Genomic DNA, 20,200 nt, shown 5'->3' with positions numbered 1-20,200 from the left:
TCAGTTTTAAGTTTAGCAACTTTAAACTTTAGACTTTAAACATTTTAAAAATGAGTATCAAAACTTCATATAAAGAAGCCTTAAATAATAAAATTTTCGAAGTAATTTCTCAAGCTTCCCAAGAACTTAACATTGAAAGTTATGTTATTGGCGGATTCGTGAGAGATTTACTTTTAAATAGAGACTTTAAAAAAGATATTGATATTGTTGCTGTTGGCAGCGGAATCGAATTAGCTTTGAAAGTTTCCCAATTACTTCCAAAAAAACCAAAAGTTCAAGTTTTCAAAACATACGGAACAGCGATGTTGCGTTTTGAAGACACAGAAATTGAGTTTGTAGGTGCCCGTAAAGAATCCTATCATTTTGAGAGTCGCAATCCTGTTGTAGAGAATGGAACATTGGAAGACGACCAAAATCGTCGTGATTTTACCATAAACGCGCTGGCTTTATCTTTAAACGCTGCTAATTTTGGAGAACTTTCGGATCCTTTTAACGGATTGGAAGATTTAAAAAATAAAATAATTAGAACACCTTTGGATCCAGATATTACTTTTTCTGATGATCCATTGCGCATGTTGAGAGGCATTCGTTTTGCAAACCAATTGGGGTTTGATATCGAAGAAAATTCGTTGAATTCCATAACCAAAAACGCAAACCGAATCAAAATCATTTCCGGAGAACGCATCGTTGATGAGTTGAACAAAATACTTTCTACAGATAAACCTTCCGTAGGATTCTTGCTATTGTTCAAAACGGGACTTTTAGATATAATCCTTCCAGAATTGACCGCTTTGAATCAAGTGGAAGAAATTGAAGGTCATACGCATAAAAATAATTTCTATCATACCTTAGAGGTAGTTGACAATATTTGTCCGCATACAGATGATGTTTGGTTGCGCTGGTCGGCATTATTGCACGACATTGGAAAAGCACCAACGAAACGCTTTAACAAAAAACAAGGTTGGACCTTTCATGGACATGAATTTCTTGGTGGAAAAATGGCAAAAAAAATATTTGAACGCTTACACATGCCACTAAATCACAAAATGAAATTTGTACAAAAAATGGTCATGATGAGTTCTCGCCCTATCGTTTTATCACAAGACACGGTTACGGATTCAGCGGTGCGTCGTTTGGTTTTTGACGCCGGTGAAGATGTAGAGAATTTAATGACATTATGCGAAGCGGATATCACTACCAAAAACCCTAATAAATTCAAGAAATACCACAACAATTTTATAATTGTACGTAAGAAAATTGTGGAAGTCGAAGAACGTGATCAGGTTCGTAATTTTCAACCACCAATATCAGGTGAAGAGATTATGGAAAAATTCAATTTAAAGCCTTCAAAAGAAATTGGAATGCTGAAAGAAGCCATAAAAGAGGCAATTCTGGAAGGAGAAATTCCAAATGAATATGAGGCAGCGTATCAATTTATGCTAAAAAGAGCAGAAAAAATTGGATTAAAGATTAACGCTTGTTGAATTAACAATTAATTACATTTCAAATATCTTTGCACAAATTAATTTCAAACAATGAAAAAAGAGAATAATTACATTATCATTTGGTTATTATCAGGATGCTTATTATTGTTTATGATGGTTGTAGTGGGAGGAATTACCCGATTGACCAATTCAGGTTTATCAATGACCGACTGGCATTTAGTAACCGATACTTTTCCACCTTTAACAGAAGAAAAATGGTCGCATGCTTTTGAAGAATATAAAAAATTTCCAGAATATCAAAAAATCAATATACATAATGATTTTACCCTAAGTGATTATAAATTCATTTATTTCTGGGAATGGTTCCACCGTTTTATAGGGAGAATAATAGGTTTAGCATTTATCGTTCCTTTTGTCTATTTCTTGTTCAAGAAACGTCTTTCGACCGAAACCATCAAAAAATGTGTGGTTTTATTATTCATGGGCGGTTTTCAAGGATTTTTGGGCTGGTTCATGGTTCGAAGCGGATTAATCGACAATCCTGATGTAAGTCATTTTAGATTAGCATTACACCTCACATTTGCTTTTATTACCTTTGCGTATACACTTTGGGTAGCTTTGGATTTAATTTATCCAAACAAAGCGACAGTTATACTTCCATTGCGAAAACTAGCACGCGTTGCGTTAGTCTTTTTGTTGTTGCAAATTATCTATGGTGGGTTTGTTGCAGGCTTAAATGCAGGTTTAATACACAATCACTGGCCATTAATGAGTGATGGACAATTCATTCACGACAGTGTTTTTATAGAAAAAAGCACCTTGTTTTTGAATTTTATCGAAGGAAAAAGCGGCGTTCAATTTGTACACCGAACCATGGCATATGTTGTAGTAGGATTGATTCTTGCGCTTTATTTCTCCAGTAAAAAACACATCCTTTCTTCGTTACAGAAAAAAGGAATCAATATCTTGGTATTAATCGTATTTTTGCAATTCACATTAGGCGTTTTTACGTTGCTTTACAGTGTACCGCTTTGGTTAGGATTATTACATCAAGTAATGGCTTTCTTTTTACTGACGGCAATGACATTCACTTTACATCGATTATCAAAATAAAAATATACCAACCATAATACCTGACTATATTGTCACATTTCTTTGTTTATAAACATAAATGTCTAAACTTGCTGCTCAAGATAAATTTTTAGATTTATCAGATTATGGAAGACCATTTGGAAAATTTCTTGCCAATCAATTAAAAAACACTCGGTTCACTCCTATCCATGTCACCTTACTTTTTGGTGTTTCAGGCTTGATTGCCATTTACTGTATTCTGCAAGGAAGTTACTATTTTGCAAGTTTTTTTATCATTCTAAAATCAGGAATTGATGCTGCTGATGGCGAACTGGCACGATTAAAAAACACGCCTTCCTATACCGGAAGATACTTGGACAGCGTATTTGATATCATCTTAAACTTTCTGTTTTTAATGACCATTTGTTATGTTTCACAAACATCATTTTGGTTTACTGTTTTGGCTTTTATCGGCATTCAATTACAGGGAACTTTATACAATTATTACTATGTGATTTTAAGAAATAAATCAGTAGGTGGAGATACAACCAGCAAAATTTTCGAATACAAATCTCCGAAAGCTTTGCCTGGAGAAACCCAAAAATCAGTTGATATTTTATTCTGGATTTACACTATTGTTTACGGTACTTTTGATAAAATAATTCACGCACTTGACCAAGAAGCATACAAAGTAAAAACGTTTCCAAACTGGTTTATGACCGTACTTTCAATTTACGGTTTGGGTTTTCAACTATTGATAATTGCGGTAATGCTACCTATGGATTTAATTGAATATATCATTCCGTTTTTTATAATTTACACGGCACTAATTTTCGTCATAATTGGCATTCGAAAAGTGGTTTTCAAGGTTTAAAACCGTCATAAAGATAATCTATAATAGAAACATAAGACACCTATTATCAGATTTTTAAATAATCTTATCTAAATTAAAAATCTAACAATTTAATTAGCCAATCCAATTCTTAAAATCAGAAACTTTTTCTCTGCTCACAATCACTTCGTCTTCTTTATATGAAGGCAGAATAACTTTTAATCGGGAGTTACTGTAGACTACAATTTCTTTAATTGCCTTGAGAGGAACTATGAATTTTCGACTAACTCTATAAAAAGCTGCCGGATCTAATTCCTGCTCCAAAAGTTCTAAAGTCGTTTCAATTAAATAATTCCTATTGTCGAAAGTATGAAGATACGTTCCTTTATTTTCACTAAAAAAACACTCAATTTCATCGGTAGCAATCACTTTCAAATGTTGCCCTATTTTTACTGTAAACCGTTTTTTATAATTTTTTTCAAATGGATTGGAAAGCATTTTTTTAATCTGCTCAAAATCCATCCCGAAGTCTCGGGAGCCGGTTTCTTGTTTTGGCAAACGCGCTTTAAATTTAGAAACGGCAACCTCTAAATCATCCTCATCAATAGGCTTCAAAAGATAGTCGATACTATTCAATTTAAAAGCCCGCAAAGCATACTCATCATAAGCCGTGGTAAAAATCACAGCACTCTTAATTTGAACTTTATCAAATATTTCAAATGACAATCCATCCGACAATTGAATGTCCAAAAAAATCAATTCCGGATGTTCATTATTAGAAAACCAATCAATTGCTTCTTCTACTGAATGCAACATTACGTCTACTTGAATATTTAGTTTTTCTAATTTTCGTTGCAACAATCTTGCAGCTGGTTTTTCGTCTTCGATTATTATTGTCATCATTTAATATTGAATCATTTATTTTGGTGATTTTGGTTAACTGAAATTAAATTAGGGCTGAATCTCTGGTTCTATTCCCATTTCTCACTTTTCTCTTTTTCCATGAATTCCTTGATTTTTTGCTGTTCCCAGTTTTTTCCAAAAATAAAATTGGGCATAAATATAGAAAATGTATGCACCAATAATCCAATTCCCCAAAAGAAAGCCGTAAAGAAATTCTCTATTTTAAAATAGCTTTCTCCCGCATCTAAATCTCTAATATTGATAAACACAATCATTATATTTATGACTATATAAACAATTAAATGCGTGTAAAATCCCTTTAATCGTTTCACTTTTCGTTGCGCATCAGCATATTTATCTTCTGGCTGAAACCCTTCAAACTCCGATTTATAATTCCTTTTCATCTTGATGGTATTATGTATTTACTATTAAAAACAAATTCTATTTTGAGATAAAAATCACGACATTAAGTCCAATTGTCTTTTCTTTCATTTTCTTTATCCATAAACTCTTTAATTTTTTGCTGTTCCCAGTCTCTTCCGAGAAAAGGACTAAAATTAAAAGCTTTCAATCCATGAAAAAACACTCCGAGTCCCCAACCGATTAATGGCCAAAAGAACCACAAATGATTCGGAGATGTTACTAAATTCAGAATCATCAATCCTATGTTTATAACGATATAAGCAATCAAGTTGCCATAAAATGATTTTATTTCTTCTACTTGTTTTTTCGCTTTAAAATAGCGCTCTTCGTTTTGATATGTATTTTCCATGATTTTTTATTTAAAATTTGTTCAACGTTTAAAAAGCCTTAGCCTATTATTTCCATGATTGCTTTTGCTCTTCTTTTTGTAAAATTTCCTGGATTTTCCTTTCTTCCCAATTGGAACTGTACCCAAAAACCTTGAAAGCATGCATCACCAATCCAAATCCCCACCCGGCAGCCGAAAACCAAAACCATTGAAAATGTGGAGAATATGTTAAATTTATAAATATCAAAAATGGAATGACACAACAGTAAGAAATCAAGTTTCCGTAAAACCCTTTAAGTTCTTCCACACGTTTTTTAGCTCTATAATAAGCGGTATCTTCATTGTAATTTGTAGTTGTTTCCATAACTGTAATTTGTTTTGTCAAAAGAGGTATTTTGACCGTAAATGTTTTCTCGTTTTGAATAATCAATACTTTTCTGTTGGTTATAATTCCATATCTGTTGACGATATTTTGTAAACCAACACCTTGACGTTCTTGCAATACTTCTTTCTTTTGATAATCGTTTTGAACGGCTAAATAATCGCCCTCAATATAAATCCGAATATGTAATGGCCTTTGTTCACTAACCACATTATGCTTCACCGTATTCTCTAATAAAAGCTGCAAAGAGAGCGGCACTACTTTGGCATCTGGATTTATAGCTGTCGTTGGTAATTCATAAAACAAACTGTTTTCAAAACGCATTTTCAATAAATTCATGTACGTTTTGGCGAAAGCCAATTCTTCTTCAACCGAAACCAGCTCTTTATCTTTTTGTTCTAATACATAGCGATAAATCTTTGATAATGAAATTGTAAACCGCTGCGCATTATCTGGATTTTCTTCAATCAAAGAGCTCAATACATTTAAACTGTTAAATAGAAAATGAGGATCAATTTGATTTTTTAAACTCTCGAATTTTGCGTTAGCTGTTCCTGCAATAATTTTCTGTTCCTTGACTTTGTTCTCATTATACGCTTTGTAAAATGAAATCGTGTAAATGGATAATGTGACAAAAAAAGTGATTATTATCGATGCTAAATAACTTGAAGGTTTTTCGTTTGCCAAGAAATAATCAAAAGAATTCTTGTTGTACACCACTTCTTCAAATAAGTGCATTAAAAAAATAACTGCTAATGAAACTAAAAACGAACCTATAAAACCCAGAGTCAATCTTTTTACCGAAAATTTATCTTCAAAATAAGAGTCTAATTTCCAAAAAAGGAACATATTGGATGCGTATAAAGAAAAAGTATACATCATTGTGAATAAAAAATTGACTAGCAACCTTTTACCAAAATAAACTTCACTTCCCATTATCACATTGACTAATTGAATCACAGCAAAAATAATAAGTGTCAATTTTATCGCTCTTTGAAGTTCTTTATATATTCTATTCATTTTATTTTGATATTTATTCTGATTGTAGCATCAATAAAAGACTTGAAAATCACTTCTATTCTTTCTTGTTTCTACTTCCTATTTACAATTTTTCTGTGCTTCTAAAGCTCTTTCTAAACCCCATTTTGGAGAGAAAGGTGTTTCAGGTTTAAAAGTAGCAAAAAGTCCAATAGCTTTTTCAATTTGCACACACATTGGTTTAGTGTCTGTTCCCCAAAATTTAGCACCGCCTATTTCAAATTCGGCTTTGCCAAAAACAACTCTTGGATTTTCCGGTGCAATTGCCTGTGCTTTTCCGTACAATTCCATAACCGTTCCAGATAATTTTTGTCCGTTTGTCATGGGATCAAAAGCAATCCAAGCGGTGTGGATCATTGCTTGCATTACCAACAATTCGGCATTATTGGGATTTTTATCCATTTCTATATCCAATGATTTTTGTGCTTTCGAAAGTAATAAATTCATTTGATCTTTATCTTTTGTTCTAAAAGCGGTGGTTGTGTTTACCAATGCAACGTAATAATTAGGCAACCAGCTTGTTTTTTCAGCGGCAGCTATTCTTTCGAATAAATCAGAAGCTTCCGTATTTTTTCCTTCGCCCCAAAGCTGGAATGCTTTTCCCATTCCTTGTTCGAATTGCCCTTGAGCTGATACTAAACTACATACTAATAATACGATTGTGGTGATAACTTTTGTCATGATTTCTTGTTTTAAAATGGTTATTTTTTTGATGATTGAAACGTTGTAATAATTTATACTTCAAAAGTATCTCCGTTTTTATTGGTTTAAAATTTATAGATACTGAACTGTAGAATTTGATGGATGAATTGTGATTTAGTCGAAAGTCATACAGTTGAAAGAGTTTACAAAGACAGTAGACTTTATGACTCTTTTTACAAATTCCTCAACTGATTGTCTTTTTTATCGTTGCTGATTGTCCAAAAGAATCCTACGAAGAAAAAACGATCAGCCGTAGGAACAATTTCTTTTCTGTTGTAAAAGCCTGTATTATCAGGATTGTTGGCATATTCGTATCCAAATACATTCTGACTTCCTAAAACATTAGAAACCGAGAAATATAAAATCTTTTGCTGTGACACTAAATACGCCCAATTGAAACTCAAACTGTTGTAGGATTTTGTTTTTCCGTTCATGAATTTAGCTTCGTTTGGATTGTTGTAAGGACGCCCAGAACTGTATGAATTCGTAAAACCTATTTGTGATTTCCAGTCGTTTATCCAGTATTTAGTAACGATTGACAAGCTGTGATCTGCAACAAAACTTGGTGTCACTTGAGAACTAAAATTTTTATAATTTCTCTCTGTGTCGATGTACGAATAGGAAACCCAATATTCTAAGTTTTTGATTGATTTTCCGTCTCTCCAAAACAAATCCAATCCTTTCGCATAACCAGAACCCGAATTATCATAAACCGAATTATATGCTGCCATTTGGGTGTCAAATTTTACTAAATTGCTGTAGTCTTTAAAATAGGTTTCTGCACGAAAGGTTTTTCCGTTTTTATTGTATTGAAAATTCATGATGTAATGCGAAGCCTTTTCACTTTCAAACTGATGATTGTTGGAATACTTGATGTATTCTGCGTTTGGAGTTTGGGTAAAATCACCATAGGCAAATGAAAATTGACTGTTTTTAGCCATTTTATATGCAAATGAAATTCGAGGTGAAATGGCTGTTTCATTCAGCAAATCGTTATTAGAAGCCCTAACTCCTACTTTTGCAGCCCACTTTTTAGAGAAGAAAATATCGGCTTCCGTATAAACTGCAGCAATGTTAGCATCGTATCCATTGGTGAAAACCGAACCTGTATTTTCCTTAAAATCTTCATTGAATTGAGTAACAAAATAATCCGCTCCAAAAGACAGTTTCAATCTTTCCGAAAAGCTTTTCTTTAATTTCAATTTCAAATGGGCCGCATTTTCATCATTCGCCACTTTATCTGAATCCAGATTTATTTTATTGTTGCTGTAACCATAACTCAACCCGGAAGTAATTTGCCAATTGTTCCCAAAAACGCCTTTATAAGACGAATTCAAATAGAAATTATTGTTGTTCAAGTTAACTCTGATTTTCTCTGGCGAATTAATATTTTCCTGATTAATATCAAATTTAGAACTATCAAAAGCAGCGTACACTTTCAAAATTCCATTGTTAAAATTATAACGATAAACGGTTTCTCCAGACAACGATTGAAAAGGACTATTCCAATCCACATTTTGAGGAATAACTGCTTGATACGGCGCTAAATTGATATAATTCGCATTTACGCTCAACGAACTTTTTTTCCACTTTTGGGTATTCCCAATACCTAAACCAACGGTCATCAAAGCTATTTCGGTTTTATTTTGGTCTGGATCATCTTGTGTATTCAATAACAAAACACTGGATAATGCTTCGCCATATTCCGCTGAATATCCACCTGTAGAAAATGATATTCCGCTGAATAAAAAAGGAGAAAACCTGCCTCGTGTTGGCAAATTATTCGTGGTTGCGCCATACGGCTGTGCCACCCGAATCCCGTCTACAAAAGTTTGTGTTTCATTGGCTTCGCCACCACGAACAAACAATCGGCCGTCCTCGCCTACCGTTTGTGTTCCTGGCAACGTTTGCAAAGCAGCAATAATATTTCCCGCAGAGCCCGCCGTAGTTACGATGTCCAAAGGTTTTAAAACCGATACTCTTGCTTTATCGCCCGCTTCTAATGTCCCTGCTGTAATCACAACTGAGTCAAGCGATGTAACACTTTCTCGTAATTTGATGGTTTTATTTTGGAAATTAGCCACATCAATTACTGTTTTTGAAGTTTCATAAATCAGGAAACTCACAACCAGAGTTTGATTCCCGGTTGTTGTAGTTGTAAAACTAAAATTCCCCGTTTCACTACTGGAAGCACCGTCATAAGTTCCTTCAATAAAAATATTAGCACCTGAAACCGGTCTTCCTTTCTCATCCACCACTTTCCCTGAAATTGTGTTTTGTGAAAAAATAGTTAAGCTGAATACTAAAAAGGCAAACGTAAAAATAAATTTAAGCCTTGTGTTAGAATGATTTGATTGTTGCGTAAATGTTGGTTTCATGGTATTTGATTTTGATGAGCAAATATCTATTGCAAAAATCAGAACCAGAAAAAGTTATTACTGAACTGTTGAAATTACTGGATGAGTTGTTTTGCCTAATCCATTTCGAATTTGAAATCATGCATTTTTTATTTTATAATGAAAACGTTAAATTTGTGTACAACCTAATTCTGTAAAAATGAAAAAATCAATCTTATTCCTTTTATTGTTCTCTTTTAGCACCGTACTATTTTCTCAGGAAACGGAATCAGCATTTGATGAAAAACTGGCAAAATCTCTTAAAGCAGATAATTACGGAATGAAGCAATATGTATTTTGTTTGTTAAAAACTGGAAGCAATACAACGGCAACGAAAGAAGAAACTAAAAAACTATTTGAGGGTCACATGGCTAATATCAATCAATTAGCAAAAGAAGGAAAACTGGTTGTGGCGGGTCCTTTCATGAAAAACGAACGAAATTATAGAGGCATTTATATTTTTAACGCCAGTAGTATAGAAGAAGCTAAAACATTTGTGGCGACAGATCCAGCGGTACAATCGAAACTTCTGGAAGCAGAACTCACGCTTTGGTATGGAAGTGCAGCATTGCAGGAAACACTAAAAATCCATGATAAAATAGCCAAAACTAAAATATAACAGCAAAAACAACTATGTGTTTTGCTCAAATTTATAAACTATGATAACTGAAAAAGAAAAAATGATTGCCGGAGAATATTATTTGGCAGGAGATCCTGTTTTAGTAAAAGACAGACGAAAATCTAAAAATTTACTACACCGATTAAATGTTACAGAATACCGAGTGACAAAAAAAGCGAGAGAGATACTTAAAGAGCTCATACCTAATGCAGGACCAAATCTTTATATCGAACCTCCATTTTTTTGTGACTACGGATACAATATCAGTTGTGGCGAAAATGTTTATTTCAATGTAAACTGCGTTGTTTTGGATTGTGCCAAAGTCACTATTGGTTCCAATGTGTTTTTTGCTCCGGGCGTTCAATTGTACACCGCCACACATCCGCTGGATGCTGAACTGAGAAAAACACTCGAAAATGCATTGCCAATAACCATTGGTGATGATTGCTGGATTGGAGGAAATTCAGTTATTTGTCCTGGTATTACCATAGGGAATGGCTGTGTAATTGGAGCAGGTTCAGTAGTAACAAAAGACATTCCTGACAATTCTTTGGCAGTAGGAAATCCGGCAAAAGTGATTCGGAAATTAAATGTTTAATGAATATCCTAACCCAAATTACAAGTCCTCAAGACTAAAATTCCTTATCTTTGTTATAAACATTTAAACTTTATAAAATCATCATGAAACATCTCAAAGCATTTCTAGTCTTGGCACTTATTGTTGTCGCTAACTCCGTTTCGGCACAATCCACTTTCGAAAAATGGTCTGCCATAAAAGAATTTCACGAAGTAATGTCACAAACATTTCATCCTGCTGAAGAAGGAAATCTTGCTCCAATCAAAGCACGTTCAGAAGAAATGATGAACAAAGCCGCCATGTTATTAAAGTCTGATATTCCTGCAGAATTTAGAACAAACGCCATATTGGCTTCGGCTGAAAGATTACAGTTAAAAAGTAAAGCACTGCATAAATTAGTTGCTTCAAATGGATCTGATGCAGCAATTTTGAAATCAATCACTGATTTACATGACACTTTCCATGAGATTGTGGGACTTTGTTCCGATGCAAAAAAATAAAAACCTAAAGCCTAATCAACCGATTAGGCTTTCTTCCTTTTACACCTTATCAATTCAATAAAAATGCCACATTTATTAGCAAAACTTAAAAATGTTCCTATTGCGGTCATTAGCGAGATTTTAGAAAAAGACAAAGCCTTTCATGCCGAAAATAATATGTTTCTGGAGCATCTTTGGCAAAATGCCGATGATGAAAATGAAGTGTTTTTTCTTTTTCTAATAAATGATATTGATGAAACCAAAGCGCTGATACATCAACTTCATGCTGATGCTTTGACCCAAGATGTCAATGCAAATCTTCCAATAATGACTTATTTAAAATAACATGCTACAACTTAATAAAGTTCACCACATCGCCATTATTTGTTCTGATTATCAAAAATCAAAAACATTCTACACAAATGTTCTAGGACTTACAATTGTTCAAGAAATATATCGCGCAGAAAGACAATCGTATAAACTGGATTTGGCTTTAAACGGAAATTACATCATTGAGATTTTTTCGTTTCCAAATCCTCCGCAACGCCCTTCAAAACCTGAAGCGGCAGGATTACGCCATTTAGCTTTTGAAGTTGATGACATTCAATTAACACGCGATTTTTTAGTCCATAACAATATAAGTTCAGAAGAAATTCGTGTTGATGAACACACTAAAAAACGCTTTTTCTTTATTGCAGATCCAGATGATTTACCGATAGAGTTTTATGAAAAATAAGTCATTTTTGTTTATGAAAAAGTAAAAACAATGTATTAATCGCAAAAGAAAATAGTCCAATCCTTTTTTCAATTCAAATCTGATTTTGTTTCTTTAATTTTGTAATACTCAGACACATTACTTTTTCAAATGAACAATACCACACAAATTAAAAAGAACTATCAATTCATTAAACTTCAAAAACTTGTTGTTGTATCCATTTTAATTGGTTTTCTTTCTACTTTTTTAGGTGTTATTTTGAAAAACACAACTGAATATTATGAAGAAATCTTTTTTCATCAAACGATTGTAAATCCAATATTTTTTGTTGTTTTCCCCGTTTTTGGATTGTCAATTATTTATTTTCTTAGGGAGTATTTATTTAAGAAAAAGGAAAACAAAGGCATAAAAGAAGTTTTTGAAAGCACTAATTCCAATTCGAAGAATTTACCAAACTATAAAATTCCTTCCCATTTCATTAACGGTTTATTGACCGTGGTTTTTGGTGGCTCTACAGGAATAGAAGTTTCAACAGTTGTCGCTTCGGCTACTATTGGTTCTGTTGCACAAAGGAAACAAAATGTATTCCGACAATACAAAACCGAGTTAATCTGTGCGGGAGTTGCGGCCGGAATTACGGCATTATTCAGCAGCCCAATAGCCGGAATTTTATTTTCACTTGAAGTGATTTCAAAAAAAGTAACTCGAGCGTTTGTACTAACAAACCTGATAGCTGTTTCAATCGCTTTTGGACTCATATATTTGCTTGACGAAAAACCATTGTTTGCAGTGCACATAACTACTTGGCATTTAAGAGCTATTCCCTACTTTATACTATTGGGAATTATTGCAGGAATAAATTCTGTTTATTTAACCCGTTGTGTGTTATTTTTTAAAGAACAATTTTCGAAAATAAAAGTGCCCTATTTCAAAATCATCTTCGGATCTGTGGTTTTAAGTATTTCCCTTTTTGTATTCCCTCAGCTTTATGGCGAAGGATATCATGCTATTAAAACTATTTTTATCAATCCAAATGGAATAGTACTTTCACTTTCATTAGTACTAACTTTCATTGGAATTTTAGTTTTGAAACCCATTGTCACTTCAGTTACGCTAGCCTCAGGAGGAGATGGTGGCGTTTTTGCTCCAAGCTTGTTTATTGGTGCTTTTTTAGGACTTTTAGTTGCTTTAGTTTTAAACAGATATTTTAATGCAAATGTAATCCCAGTAAACTTCATCATAATAGGAATGGCAGCCGTTTTGAGTGCCAGTATTCATGCACCGTTTACCTCCATATTTTTAGTTTGCGGATTAACCAATGATTATACGTTGTTTCTTCCAATTCTAGTGGTTTGTTTGATTTCAAAATATACGGCTAAAATGATTTATCCGTTCACTGTTTACTCCTATTCCCCAAGTTTAGTAAAATAATTACCTATGCCTGTTCAAAAAATAAAAAGGAGTTATCGCAAAACCAAATACATTCTTTACAAAGAAACTTTAATTGATTTTAAGGAACATTTTTGGGCTTTTCTGGGTTCATTTATCGGCATCGGATTAATAGCTTACATGCAATCTAAAACTTTATTGCATGTAGATGTAGTCTATTTAATTGGGTCTTTTGGTGCTTCAAGCGTACTGGTTTATGGTATTATTCAAAGTCCATTGGCACAACCGCGAAATCTGGTGGGCGGACATATCGTTTCAGCACTTGTTGGCGTTACTGTCGCTAAATTGATACCTGATATTTTATGGTTAGCCGCTCCTCTAGCCGTTTCCTTATCTATCGTTTTAATGCAAATAACAAAAACACTACATCCTCCGGGTGGCGCTACTGCTTTGATTGCCATCATTGGCACACCAAAGATTAAAAATCTTGGCTATTGGTATGTACTTTATCCAGTTTTGACCGGCGTACTAATTTTATTGGTTGTCGCTCTAATTTTCAACAATATGACGCCAGACAGATATTATCCAAATCATAAGAAGTACCATATCATTAGAAAAAAACTCGTTGGTAAGATTAAAAAAAGTATCTCTTAACGTACACAAAATAAAGCACAAGTAGCGCATTTATTTTATACAAAAATCTAAATACTCATAGAATAAATGACAATCAATCACTTATTTCCTTTGAAAGTCATACACAAAAATCTTATCAACAAATCGAAAATCTAAAATCTAAATCTAAAAATTAAATTTTACCTTTGAGCTTTCAATAAAAACAAAGATTATGGTTTATAAATTTAGAGTGATTCTAGACGCGGAAGAAGATGTTTTTAGAGACATTGCAATACTTGAAGACGATACTTTAGAAGATTTGCACAATGCTATTTTCAATTCCTTCGGATTTGACGGAATGGAAGTGGCTTCGTTTTATACTTGCGATGAAACTTGGAATCAAGAAGATGAAATTTCACTTTTTGATACCGGTGATATTCCAGGGGAGCAAAAAATCATGAGCGATTACCAATTGTCAGATATTTTAGATAAGGAAAATACTAAAATCATCTATGTTTATGATTTCATCAATATGTGGACATTCCTTGTAGAACTGGCTGCAATAGAAGATCAACTGGCAGGAAATACCTATCCGGAAACTATTTTTTCTCACGGTGAAATGCCGGATGAAGCGATGGAAAAAAACTTTGAATCAGATAATGCCGATGACTACAATGATGAATTTGAAGACGGATTAGACGACGATGATTTGGATATGTTTGAAGGAGACGATAGTTTTGAAGATTTTGGATTTGAGGAAAACTGGAATTAAAGCATTATACAATTAAGAATCAAGAGCCAAGATAAAAGACCTTTTTGCTGTCTTTCATCTTGGTTCTTTTATCTAAAAAAATAAAAATATGATCAATTTATATAATACACACATCGAAAATTTATCAATTCACAGAGTTGGTAATAAAAGTAGAAATGAAGCGATTTTTTTATCAGAGCAACCCTTTAATCTGAACGATGAAATTGTGCCATTGATGAAAGAATTTTTCTTTAAACCATTTAGAGAAAAAGAAGAGAACTATTTTCAGTTTGCCCATGAAATTGATTTGGATTTCAATGATATGTTCAAATTTGCAACTGAGATTTTTGAGAATCCAAATACGATTCATGAAGTTTCTCAAAAAATCACAAAACATTTATTTGAGCAATCTAATCATCCTCACATCAAGAATGGTGAAGTATATGTTACCTATTTAACCAACGTAAGCATTGATAATAATGTCGTGGATGCGATTGGAATTTTCAAAAGTGAGATTCAAGCTGACTTTTTACAATTTGAAGAGAAAGAAACACACTTAGAAATGATTTTGCAACAAGGTGTGAGTTTGAATAAATTAGACAAAGGATGTTTGATCTTCAATTATAAAAAAGAAGAAGGTTATAAAATCCTGACTGTAGACAGCAATCGCTATGATGCCAGATATTGGTTAGAACATTTCTTATCCGTTGATGCCTTTGAAGATGAAAACTTTATCACTAAAAAGTATTTGAAATTCTGTCAGAACTTTGCTAAAGATGTTGTTTTCCCTGCTGAGGACAAGAAAGAAGAAGTGATGTTCATGAACCGTTCTGTAAACTATTTTGCAAAAAATGATCAGTTCGAGGAAACAAATTTCTTAAACGAAGTTTTAGACAATCCAGACTTAATTCCTGAGTTTAAAAACTATAAAGTAGACAAAGGAGAAAAATACAGTATTGAAGATGTTACGTCATTTCCTATAGCAAATGCAGCAGTTTCTGATGCCAGAAAATCAATCAAGAACGTGATTAATTTGGATACACACATCCAAATTAAAATGGACTTCATCAATCCTGAAAGTGCCGAGAAATTTGTAGAAAAAGGCTGGGACGAAGAAAAACAAATGTATTACTACTTAGTTTATTTCAATAAAGAAGAAAAAAGCTAGTTTATAATTTTTTCTTCTAAATTTTTAATCCTCAATTACTTAAGTAGTTGAGGATTTTTTTTAAATAAAATTCATTTTTTATAAGAATTTTATTGTTTTTATCAACTTAAAGTGTATTTAATCGATTTTATTTGATATTTAATCGGTTATTAATTAAGTTTAATCCCCTTTAATCCCCAAATCTAAATAACCAAATAGTATGAGTACAACCGAAATCAAAGAAAAATTTCTCAGTAAAAAAATTCTGTGTTCGCTATTTGGTCATAAAATAATTACAACCCGAAATGTTACAAATCATTTCAAAGAATTTAAATGTACTGTTTGTGAACTGGAATTAACTAACGATGAGAAAGGTCGAAAAACGTTTCTTACACCAGAACTAAAAGAAATAAATGAAACCCTCATAGGTTTCTACAATAAAAGAATTCATTCAGTCTAAAATTAATCCCAGAAATTATTACAATTCATTTGATTACCAAAACAACCAATTATTACTTTTTATTCTTAAAAAAAAATATACCTACAAGAATAAAGATTCAATTATGTCTAACGTTACAAAAAAACAAAACCATGCTAATTCTTCTATTAATAAAATCAATACTGATATTGAGACAGAAAAACAATCAAAAAAAACTGCTTAGATACAATAGCATTTCTATTAGATAATTTCAAAAACACACACTCACATTTTGTAACACAAAACATTTGATTTTCTAAATTAAAATCAAAGTAATTCTTTAGAAAAAAGAACCAGAAATTTGTCAATCCAATTTCGTTTATTAGTAATTTTGTATTCTAAATAAACTATCAGATGGATTATCATTTGTTTAAAGAAAGCCCGTTCAAAACTCTAATTTCGTTCCATAAACTCATTGAAGCTTTAGAGAAAATCGCAGTCACTAATGTCGATTACCGCTCAAATTATGCTAAAGCTTTATTGAAAGAAATAGAACCTTTCCCTGAATTCAAAATAGGAATCGAGGATTTGAATTTAATTCCTGAAAACGAAACTCTGATAAACTATTTATTAGCTGATCTTTTCCCTACTGCGCTGACTCAAAACGAAATTAAAGCGGCTACCATTCCTTTTCAGAACTTTACGTTCAATTACTCCGAAAGATTCAAAAAAATACTTCAAAATGCCGGAAGAACATTTGATATGACAATCAGGGATTTTGATCAAAATCAATTCTACATTATGAATTGCATTTTGATTTTGAATACCTTTTATAATCAACATTTTGATTTCAACAGACCTTTATTTTACGATATCCCGGATGCAAATGGCATCATGAAGCATTATAGAATTCTATATAATGCTGATTTTATGGAAATCATCCCTACTGATAAATCGATAACCTTATCTGCTGAAGATATTGATTTATTGATGGATAATTATGATAATATCGATTTGTGGAAAGAAAAATTCCCTTCTGAAAGCTGGATTTTAAAGGGATTTGGTATTGTATCACTATTTGATGCATCTATTGAAAGTGCGATTTCAAATTTGAAAAGCAGTCTTTTAAAATCAGAAAAACATCAGACGGATAGTAGTAATGATTTTGAAACTATTTTTCGCTCTATTTTTAAAGTTTCAGATTTGAAAGTTGGTTTTATCATTTACAATGAAGAAGATGAAAAGTTTGTTAAGCCTCCCTATGATGATAAAAAAATAGACAGTTTTATTCTACACGACATGCAAGAAGTCGATTGTAAAAATGCGCTTTTTGGTTGCTCATTGGAAAATATTTTGGAACAAAATAAACCGTTTGTAATTTCAAATGTTGAAAAATTTGCCAAAACATCAGAAAATGAAAAACTGGGAGAACATTTTTTAAAACTCAATATTCAAAGCTGTATTCTTGCTCCGGTGATAAAAAACGGTAAACTTTTGGGCATTATAGAATTAGTTTCGGGAAAACCCAGAGAACTTAACAGCATTAATGTAAACAATCTGGATTTGATTTTACCATACGTGGTAGACACATTAGAGCGTTACAAAAATGATATGCAACACCAAATAGAAGCTATCATTCAAAGAGAATATACAGCCATACACCCAAGTGTTTATTGGAAATTCAGAAGAGAAGCGCTTAAATATTTTCAGACTAATAATCCAAATAAAGACTATATTTTCAAGGAAATCGTGTTTAAGGAAGTATACCCTTTGTATGGTCAAATAGACATTAAAGGTTCGTCTAATCATAGAAATGAAACGGTAAAAGAAGATTTAAAAAATCAACTGGGTGCTCTTATAAAAATCTTTGAAAATCAAAATTCAAATACTAATTTGGTTTTATTAGAACAACGAAAATTTGAATTGCAATCATTTTACAATCAACTGGAATTCCCTTTAAAAGCGGATACCGAACAACAAATTCAACTTTACATAGAAAAAGAAATTCATCCTATTTTAAGGAATACAAAAACTAATGCGCTAGGTGAAACGCTGGAGCAAAATTACTTTGAAAGTCTAGATGAAAAAACAGGAATGTTTTACCATTCGAGAAAGAAATTTGACAATGCCATGTCTATTGTCAATAAAAAATTAGCTTCTATTCTGGATAAAAAACAAGTTGAAGCACAAAATATTTTTCCGCATTATTATGAGCGTTTCAAAACCGATGGTGTGGAACACAATCTTTATATAGGTTCATCAATTACGCCAAGTAAAGATTTTGATAGTATGTATCTTCATAATTTGAGATTATGGCAATTGCAAACCTTGTGCGAAATGGAGCTGGAACACCATCAACTCAAATCTACTTTGCCTTATGAACTTGATGTGACTTCTTTGATTTTAGTGTTTAGTTCTGCTATTTCTATCCGATTTAGAATGGATGAAAAACGTTTTGATGTTGACGGTACCTACAATGCCCGTTACGAAGTAGTAAAAAAACGTATCGACAAAGCCAATATCAAAGGAAGCAAAGAGAGAATCACCGAAAAAGAAAAAATTACAATTGTCTATTCCCATAATAATGAGGAAACAGAATATTTGAATTATATCAAATTTCTACAATTTAAAAAAATATTGGAACCAACCATCGAACAATTTGAAGTGGAAGAATTACAAGGCGTTTCGGGTTTAAGAGCAATCAGGGTAAAAGTGATTAATGATACTAAAGAACAAACGCCCAAAAACTTTTCTTACCAAGATTTACTGGATGAATTGAATTAAGTACCAACCATTTTAAACGCAATTACAAAAGCAATTACCGAGATTATAATTCCTATCATGAAAAAATTATAGGCAACTCTTAATAAACGGTATTTTTTCTCGAGAACTAGTCCCAGAAAATATAAATCCTTAATCATGGAGTTATAAAGGTATTCCCTGTCTTTCATCATTTCGTTCATAGCCCATTGGTATTCATCCAAAGGCATTTTATAGAAATTTCCGAAGAATAGTAAATTCACTTTTTTATTTTCAATATCTTGTCGTGTAAAAACTCCTTTCGTCACTTTTGGTCGTGTGGAAAGTATGGCAAAAATAATAGTAATAACACTGGACATCAGCATGATGAAAGTAGGAACCATCAGATGAACATTTTTTGGACTGTCTAATTTTGGAATCAACGTAGAAAGCGCTATCGAAATAATAATTGCATTTACGGAGAGTAAAATATTGGCTTTACTATCAGCAATTCCGCTTAAACTGGTATGATTATTTAATGTTACCCTAAATAAAGTATCAACCGCTCGCTCCGGTTTTTCTTCTTTTTCTCTTTTTTTATATTCTTTATCTGGTTCGTTATTCGTTTTCAAGCTCATTTTTTTTATTTTTTTCTGAAGACGTTTTATGTTTTTCTCCTTTAAAGGTTGCCAATTTTCAATGGCATAATCGGTATAAAACCGATGAATATTAGCTAAAAAATTGAAGTTCTCTACAGCCCAATCTTTATCTGTAAAAGATTTTCCTTCTATATTTCTCCATTCGTTTCTTAACCCTTCACAGCTAAGAATATAATCATCACTCAAAATATGGAAATAATCGGCATCTTTTATTATTTTTTCAAAAAGGGTTTTGGGAACATACTCCTTTTCGGTGGCTTTGATTAATCCTGCCACTTTCTCAATATAATCAGCAGATTTTTCGTTTTTTGTTAAAAAATCAGAAGCTATTACAATGCTTGAATCTTCATGATTACTGCAACCCGTTATATATCCTGTGTCATGAAACCAAGCGGCAATGAGCAACATTTCTTTATCAGAAGAACTTATATTTTCGCTGTCAGCAAGTGTATCAACAGCTGCTACTACGTCAAGAGTGTGTTGAAAATTATGATAGGTATATGAATTAGAAAGTTTATCTTTGAGTAATTTACTAACAAAATTTTCGGCTTGTTCTATAAGATTCATAAAGAAAT

The 20,200-nt window shown here is 32.5% G+C and carries 21 protein-coding genes; 14 read left to right on the top strand and 7 right to left on the bottom strand.

The genetic code is table 11. The features are described 5' to 3' along the window. The first annotated feature begins 50 nt into the window (after positions 1–50). Genes C8C87_RS04840 through C8C87_RS04830 form a run of 3 tightly spaced genes read left to right on the top strand, consistent with a single transcriptional unit; the run spans position 51 to position 3,390 of the window. Complete coding sequence (locus C8C87_RS04840; RefSeq protein WP_121341608.1) at positions 51–1,484, top strand: CCA tRNA nucleotidyltransferase; 1,434 nt, start codon at positions 51–53, stop codon at positions 1,482–1,484. Between the two features lie 51 nt (positions 1,485–1,535). Continuing rightward, positions 1,536–2,558, top strand: a complete 1,023-nt coding sequence (locus tag C8C87_RS04835) for a COX15/CtaA family protein (RefSeq protein ID WP_121341605.1) — start codon at positions 1,536–1,538, stop codon at positions 2,556–2,558. 58 nt (positions 2,559–2,616) lie between these two features. Beyond that, entirely contained in the window at positions 2,617–3,390 is a 774-nt protein-coding gene (locus C8C87_RS04830; RefSeq protein WP_121341602.1) for a CDP-alcohol phosphatidyltransferase family protein, read from the top strand. Between the two features lie 93 nt (positions 3,391–3,483). Here the strand turns inward: C8C87_RS04830 and C8C87_RS04825 are convergent, their stop codons facing one another. From C8C87_RS04825 to C8C87_RS04800, 6 genes are all read right to left on the bottom strand, one after another. Beyond that, entirely contained in the window at positions 3,484–4,251 is a 768-nt protein-coding gene (locus tag C8C87_RS04825) for a LytTR family DNA-binding domain-containing protein (RefSeq protein ID WP_099715887.1), read from the bottom strand. 68 nt (positions 4,252–4,319) lie between these two features. After that, entirely contained in the window at positions 4,320–4,655 is a 336-nt protein-coding gene (locus C8C87_RS04820) for a 2TM domain-containing protein (protein WP_099715888.1), read from the bottom strand. Between the two features lie 62 nt (positions 4,656–4,717). Continuing rightward, positions 4,718–5,023, bottom strand: coding sequence for a 2TM domain-containing protein (locus tag C8C87_RS04815; protein ID WP_121341600.1), 306 nt, complete (start codon positions 5,021–5,023; stop codon positions 4,718–4,720). A 46-nt stretch (positions 5,024–5,069) separates the two neighbouring features. Beyond that, positions 5,070–6,404, bottom strand: a complete 1,335-nt coding sequence (locus C8C87_RS04810; RefSeq protein WP_121341596.1) for a 2TM domain-containing protein — start codon at positions 6,402–6,404, stop codon at positions 5,070–5,072. Between the two features lie 78 nt (positions 6,405–6,482). Continuing rightward, the gene (locus tag C8C87_RS04805; RefSeq protein WP_121341593.1) at positions 6,483–7,103 is read right to left on the bottom strand and encodes a hypothetical protein; all 621 of its coding nucleotides are present in this window, start codon (positions 7,101–7,103) and stop codon (positions 6,483–6,485) included. A gap of 194 nt (positions 7,104–7,297) precedes the next feature. After that, a complete protein-coding gene (locus C8C87_RS04800; protein WP_121341591.1) occupies positions 7,298–9,502 on the bottom strand; it encodes a TonB-dependent receptor in 2,205 nt (734 codons plus the stop codon). A gap of 178 nt (positions 9,503–9,680) precedes the next feature. On the opposite strand from C8C87_RS04800, the gene C8C87_RS04795 reads away from it, so the two are divergent. The 11 genes from C8C87_RS04795 to C8C87_RS04745 all read left to right on the top strand — a co-directional run bounded on the left by C8C87_RS04795 (position 9,681) and on the right by C8C87_RS04745 (position 19,011). Continuing rightward, on the top strand, positions 9,681–10,139 hold the full coding sequence (locus C8C87_RS04795; protein ID WP_121341588.1) for a YciI family protein: 459 nt from the start codon (positions 9,681–9,683) through the stop codon (positions 10,137–10,139). Positions 10,140–10,179: 40 nt separating this feature from the next. Then, entirely contained in the window at positions 10,180–10,737 is a 558-nt protein-coding gene (locus C8C87_RS04790) for a sugar O-acetyltransferase (protein ID WP_099715895.1), read from the top strand. Between the two features lie 83 nt (positions 10,738–10,820). Beyond that, a complete protein-coding gene (locus C8C87_RS04785; RefSeq protein WP_121341585.1) occupies positions 10,821–11,216 on the top strand; it encodes a hypothetical protein in 396 nt (131 codons plus the stop codon). 63 nt (positions 11,217–11,279) lie between these two features. Continuing rightward, entirely contained in the window at positions 11,280–11,540 is a 261-nt protein-coding gene (locus tag C8C87_RS04780) for a hypothetical protein (protein ID WP_121341582.1), read from the top strand. Position 11,541: 1 nt separating this feature from the next. Beyond that, on the top strand, positions 11,542–11,931 hold the full coding sequence (locus C8C87_RS04775; protein WP_121341580.1) for a VOC family protein: 390 nt from the start codon (positions 11,542–11,544) through the stop codon (positions 11,929–11,931). A gap of 129 nt (positions 11,932–12,060) precedes the next feature. Continuing rightward, positions 12,061–13,341 (top strand): chloride channel protein, encoded by a 1,281-nt coding sequence (locus tag C8C87_RS04770; RefSeq protein WP_121341577.1) that lies wholly within the window; start codon positions 12,061–12,063, stop codon positions 13,339–13,341. Positions 13,342–13,347: 6 nt separating this feature from the next. Continuing rightward, positions 13,348–13,953, top strand: coding sequence for an HPP family protein (locus C8C87_RS04765; protein WP_121341575.1), 606 nt, complete (start codon positions 13,348–13,350; stop codon positions 13,951–13,953). A 190-nt stretch (positions 13,954–14,143) separates the two neighbouring features. After that, complete coding sequence (locus C8C87_RS04760; protein WP_099715901.1) at positions 14,144–14,683, top strand: hypothetical protein; 540 nt, start codon at positions 14,144–14,146, stop codon at positions 14,681–14,683. Positions 14,684–14,771: 88 nt separating this feature from the next. Continuing rightward, a complete protein-coding gene (locus C8C87_RS04755) occupies positions 14,772–15,830 on the top strand; it encodes a nucleoid-associated protein (protein WP_121341573.1) in 1,059 nt (352 codons plus the stop codon). Positions 15,831–16,029: 199 nt separating this feature from the next. Beyond that, a complete protein-coding gene (locus C8C87_RS04750) occupies positions 16,030–16,269 on the top strand; it encodes a DUF1660 family phage protein (protein ID WP_099715903.1) in 240 nt (79 codons plus the stop codon). A gap of 372 nt (positions 16,270–16,641) precedes the next feature. Beyond that, positions 16,642–19,011, top strand: a complete 2,370-nt coding sequence (locus C8C87_RS04745; RefSeq protein ID WP_121341570.1) for a GAF domain-containing protein — start codon at positions 16,642–16,644, stop codon at positions 19,009–19,011. On the opposite strand, the gene C8C87_RS04740 is transcribed toward C8C87_RS04745, so the two are convergent. Beyond that, entirely contained in the window at positions 19,008–20,192 is a 1,185-nt protein-coding gene (locus tag C8C87_RS04740) for a Pycsar system effector family protein (protein ID WP_121341568.1), read from the bottom strand. The two genes, C8C87_RS04745 and C8C87_RS04740, sit on opposite strands and share 4 nt — an antisense overlap. Between the last annotated feature and the right edge of the window lie 8 nt (positions 20,193–20,200).

The sequence above is a fragment of the Flavobacterium sp. 120 genome (assembly GCF_003633605.1).
GTDB classification, from domain to species: domain Bacteria; phylum Bacteroidota; class Bacteroidia; order Flavobacteriales; family Flavobacteriaceae; genus Flavobacterium; species Flavobacterium algoritolerans.
This window is presented reverse-complemented; position numbering and strand designations above follow the sequence as displayed.

Bases quoted from the DNA above. Each gene is read 5' to 3' on its own strand.
- C8C87_RS04785 (WP_121341585.1), top strand. From the start codon at position 10,821: ATGAAACATCTCAAAGCATTTCTAGTCTTGGCACTTATTGTTGTCGCT.
- C8C87_RS04745 (WP_121341570.1), top strand. From the start codon at position 16,642: ATGGATTATCATTTGTTTAAAGAAAGCCCGTTCAAAACTCTAATTTCG.
- C8C87_RS04740 (WP_121341568.1), bottom strand. From the start codon at position 20,192: ATGAATCTTATAGAACAAGCCGAAAATTTTGTTAGTAAATTACTCAAA.
- C8C87_RS04750 (WP_099715903.1), top strand. From the start codon at position 16,030: ATGAGTACAACCGAAATCAAAGAAAAATTTCTCAGTAAAAAAATTCTG.
- C8C87_RS04835 (WP_121341605.1), top strand. From the start codon at position 1,536: ATGAAAAAAGAGAATAATTACATTATCATTTGGTTATTATCAGGATGC.
- C8C87_RS04795 (WP_121341588.1), top strand. From the start codon at position 9,681: ATGAAAAAATCAATCTTATTCCTTTTATTGTTCTCTTTTAGCACCGTA.
- C8C87_RS04760 (WP_099715901.1), top strand. From the start codon at position 14,144: ATGGTTTATAAATTTAGAGTGATTCTAGACGCGGAAGAAGATGTTTTT.
- C8C87_RS04825 (WP_099715887.1), bottom strand. From the start codon at position 4,251: ATGATGACAATAATAATCGAAGACGAAAAACCAGCTGCAAGATTGTTG.
- C8C87_RS04805 (WP_121341593.1), bottom strand. From the start codon at position 7,103: ATGACAAAAGTTATCACCACAATCGTATTATTAGTATGTAGTTTAGTA.
- C8C87_RS04840 (WP_121341608.1), top strand. From the start codon at position 51: ATGAGTATCAAAACTTCATATAAAGAAGCCTTAAATAATAAAATTTTC.
- C8C87_RS04810 (WP_121341596.1), bottom strand. From the start codon at position 6,404: ATGAATAGAATATATAAAGAACTTCAAAGAGCGATAAAATTGACACTT.
- C8C87_RS04800 (WP_121341591.1), bottom strand. From the start codon at position 9,502: ATGAAACCAACATTTACGCAACAATCAAATCATTCTAACACAAGGCTT.
- C8C87_RS04790 (WP_099715895.1), top strand. From the start codon at position 10,180: ATGATAACTGAAAAAGAAAAAATGATTGCCGGAGAATATTATTTGGCA.
- C8C87_RS04770 (WP_121341577.1), top strand. From the start codon at position 12,061: ATGAACAATACCACACAAATTAAAAAGAACTATCAATTCATTAAACTT.
- C8C87_RS04830 (WP_121341602.1), top strand. From the start codon at position 2,617: ATGTCTAAACTTGCTGCTCAAGATAAATTTTTAGATTTATCAGATTAT.
- C8C87_RS04775 (WP_121341580.1), top strand. From the start codon at position 11,542: ATGCTACAACTTAATAAAGTTCACCACATCGCCATTATTTGTTCTGAT.
- C8C87_RS04765 (WP_121341575.1), top strand. From the start codon at position 13,348: ATGCCTGTTCAAAAAATAAAAAGGAGTTATCGCAAAACCAAATACATT.
- C8C87_RS04780 (WP_121341582.1), top strand. From the start codon at position 11,280: ATGCCACATTTATTAGCAAAACTTAAAAATGTTCCTATTGCGGTCATT.
- C8C87_RS04815 (WP_121341600.1), bottom strand. From the start codon at position 5,023: ATGGAAAATACATATCAAAACGAAGAGCGCTATTTTAAAGCGAAAAAA.
- C8C87_RS04820 (WP_099715888.1), bottom strand. From the start codon at position 4,655: ATGAAAAGGAATTATAAATCGGAGTTTGAAGGGTTTCAGCCAGAAGAT.
- C8C87_RS04755 (WP_121341573.1), top strand. From the start codon at position 14,772: ATGATCAATTTATATAATACACACATCGAAAATTTATCAATTCACAGA.